This window comes from Paraburkholderia piptadeniae (assembly GCF_900007165.1).
GTDB classification, from domain to species: Bacteria; Pseudomonadota; Gammaproteobacteria; order Burkholderiales; family Burkholderiaceae; genus Paraburkholderia; species Paraburkholderia piptadeniae.
This window is the reverse complement of the sequence record NZ_CYGY02000137.1, coordinates 1-2548: the sequence shown is the minus strand read 5'-3', so window position 1 is coordinate 2548 and position 2548 is coordinate 1. Positions and strand designations below refer to the sequence as shown.

3 protein-coding genes and 1 pseudogene are annotated in these 2548 nt (G+C 61.6%); 3 read left to right on the top strand and 1 reads right to left on the bottom strand.

Going from position 1 to position 2548, the window contains the following annotated elements; all coding sequences use genetic code 11:
* A pseudogene (locus BN2476_RS49025) lies at positions 1 to 102 on the bottom strand (RNA polymerase subunit sigma-24); the annotation flags it as partial.
* 88 nt (positions 103 to 190) lie between these two features.
* Here BN2476_RS49025 and tnpA point away from each other — a divergent pair.
* The 3 genes from tnpA (at position 191) to tnpC (ending at position 2504) form a co-directional block, all read left to right on the top strand.
* Positions 191 to 577 (top strand): IS66-like element accessory protein TnpA, encoded by a 387-nt coding sequence (gene tnpA, locus BN2476_RS42610; protein WP_162849298.1) that lies wholly within the window; start codon positions 191 to 193, stop codon positions 575 to 577.
* On the top strand, positions 574 to 909 hold the full coding sequence (gene tnpB, locus BN2476_RS42605; RefSeq protein WP_087740140.1) for an IS66 family insertion sequence element accessory protein TnpB: 336 nt from the start codon (positions 574 to 576) through the stop codon (positions 907 to 909). The genes tnpA and tnpB overlap by 4 nt, the downstream gene beginning before the upstream one ends.
* A 62-nt stretch (positions 910 to 971) precedes the next feature.
* Complete coding sequence (gene tnpC, locus BN2476_RS42600) at positions 972 to 2504, top strand: IS66 family transposase (RefSeq protein ID WP_087740139.1); 1533 nt, start codon at positions 972 to 974, stop codon at positions 2502 to 2504.
* The last annotated feature ends 44 nt before the right edge of the window (positions 2505 to 2548 follow it).

The following is a 2548-nucleotide window of genomic DNA, read 5'->3' as shown; positions in this document are numbered from 1 at the left end:
CGTAGGGTCGGTCATTTCGGGTTCCGGCAGCCATATTCCCGAGTACTGTTCACGTTGATTTTTCGCAGCACGAAGACGGTCAATGCACAGACGCGTTGCAACGTAAGCGCCCGGCAATGTCGCCTTGAACCAGCGCGTTAGGGAAGCGACGATCGTGTCCACCAATTCTTTAAATGGACACGTGTACGCTATGGACGAGAATGAAGCGATTTCGGAAGTGGTGCAGCCGACACGGCGACGCCGCCACAGCAAGGAGTTCAAGGAGAAGGTGATCCGTGCGGCGATGCAGCCGAACGTGTCGATCGCCGCGGTCGCGCTGCATTACCAGTTGAATGCGAATTTGCTGCGTCGATGGGTGGCCGCGCAGGAGGAACAAGACGCCGCGCTGGAAGCTTGCCAGTCCATGAGCGTGCCGCTGGCGGAGTTTGTTCCACTGCAAGTGGAGGCGCCGGGCGCGGCGGTCGTTTCGACGGAGATCCAGATCGAGGTGCGCCGCGGGGCGGCGACCGTGACGGTACGCTGGCCGCTATGCGCGGCGGCCGATTGCGCAGCCTGGTTGCAAGGGTGGCTGCGATGATCCGTATCGACGCGATCTGGTTGGCGACCGAGCCCATCGATATGCGTGCGGGCATCGACACGATCCTCGCGCGTGTCGTGAAGGTGTTCGGCGCGGCGCGACCGCACCACGCCTATCTGTTTGCCAATAAGCACTCGACGCGTATAAAGGTGCTCGTGTATGACGGGTTCGGTATCTGGCTGGCCGCGCGTCGCCTGAACAAGGGGCGGTTCATCTGGACGAATGGGGACCAGGCGGTCGCCACCGCGCTGAATCCCGAGCAGCTGCGAGCGCTGGTAACGGGGCTACCCTGGCAGACGCTCACACACGATCACGCGATCACGGTCGTGTAATACCCCCAAAGCCGTAAACTGGCTTGCTTCCGCCGGGGTTGGGGTTCTGGCAGACTGGCTGCATGAACCTGCCCGCCAACCTCGACGCTCTGAGCCCCGAAGAACTGCGCACACTGGCTGCGCAATTGATGGCTCAGGTCGGCGAGAACGAGCGGGATCTGCGCTACCGGCAGACGCGCATCGACCAGCTCACACACGAGATTGCCGTGCTCAGGCGCCTGCATTTCGGCAAGCGCGGCGAGCAACTCAACGTCGAGCAGATGAGCCTGCTCAATGAGGCGATCGACGCCGATCTGGCTGCACTCGAAATCGAGCTCGAGCAGCTACAGTCGAATACGGCGCCGGACAAGCAACGTCAGAAGCCAAAGCGCACGCCATTGCCGCCGGAGCTGCCGCGCACCGACATCCTCCATGAACCCGATGACAAGACGTGCTCCTGCGGTTGCCAGCGAGCGCGTATCGGTGAGGACATCAGCGAGAAGCTGGACTATACGCCGGGCGTGTTCACGGTCGAGCGGCACATTCGTGGCAAGTGGGCCTGCAAGGCGTGCGAAACGCTGATTCAGGCACCTGTTCCGCCTCATGTGATCGACAAGGGCATTCCCACCACCGGGCTGCTCGCGCAAGTGCTCGTCGCCAAGTATGGCGATCACTTGCCGCTGTACCGTCAGGAGCGCATCTTCGAACGCGCGGGTCTTGCAATTCCCCAATCAACGCTTGGCGAGTGGGTTGGTGTTTGCGGCGTGCGATTGCAGCCGCTGGTCGACGCGCTGCGCGACGAGCTTCTGCAACAGGGTGTGCTGCACGCCGATGAGACGCCGGTGCAAATGCTGGTTCCCGGTAAAGGAAAGACGCAGCGCGCCTATGTATGGGCATATGCCACCACGCAGTTCGCCGACGTGCGCGCAGTGGTCTATGAATTCGCGGATAGCCGTGCTGGCGAACATGCCCGCACGTTCCTCGGCAAATGGCGAGGCAAGCTGGTATGTGACGACTACAGCGCCTACAAAGCTGGATTCGAGCTGGGCATCACTGAAATCGGATGCGTTGCTCATGCAAGAAGGAAGTTCTTCGAACTGCACGCCAACCATAAGAGCCAGGTCGCCGAACAGGCGCTGAAGTACTTCGGTGCACTTTACGACGTCGAGCGCGACGTCGCGGAACTCAAGCCCGATCGAAGATGTGAGGTCCGCCTGGAGCGGGCGCGACCCATTGCCGACGCACTGCATGCCTGGATGAACGATCAGCGCAAACTGGTCTCCGAGGGATCGGCGATCGCCAGGGCACTCGACTACAGCCTCAAGCGATGGGACGCGCTTACACGCTACCTTGTCGATGGGCATGTGCCGATCGACAACAATTGGCTGGAAAATCAAATTCGTCCATGGGCCCTGGGAAGGGCGAACTGGCTCTTCACGGGCTCTTTGCGTGCGGGGCAACGTGCAGCCGCAATCATGAGCCTGATTCGATCAGCGCAGCTCAACGGCCATGATCCATACGTCTACCTCAAAGACGTGCTGAACCGCTTGCCAACGCATCGCGCCGACGACATCGCTCAGCTACTGCCTCATCGCTGGGCGCCGATCACCGCCTGATCGCCGGCGTGCACTCCCCGGGGTGCCATGGCCGGGCGCTTACG

What these genes read in the sequence shown, in the direction of transcription:
- tnpA (WP_162849298.1), top strand. Translation starts at nt 191, where the DNA reads ATGGACGAGAATGAAGCGATTTCGGAAGTGGTGCAGCCGACACGGCGA.
- tnpC (WP_087740139.1), top strand. Translation starts at nt 972, where the DNA reads ATGAACCTGCCCGCCAACCTCGACGCTCTGAGCCCCGAAGAACTGCGC.
- tnpB (WP_087740140.1), top strand. Translation starts at nt 574, where the DNA reads ATGATCCGTATCGACGCGATCTGGTTGGCGACCGAGCCCATCGATATG.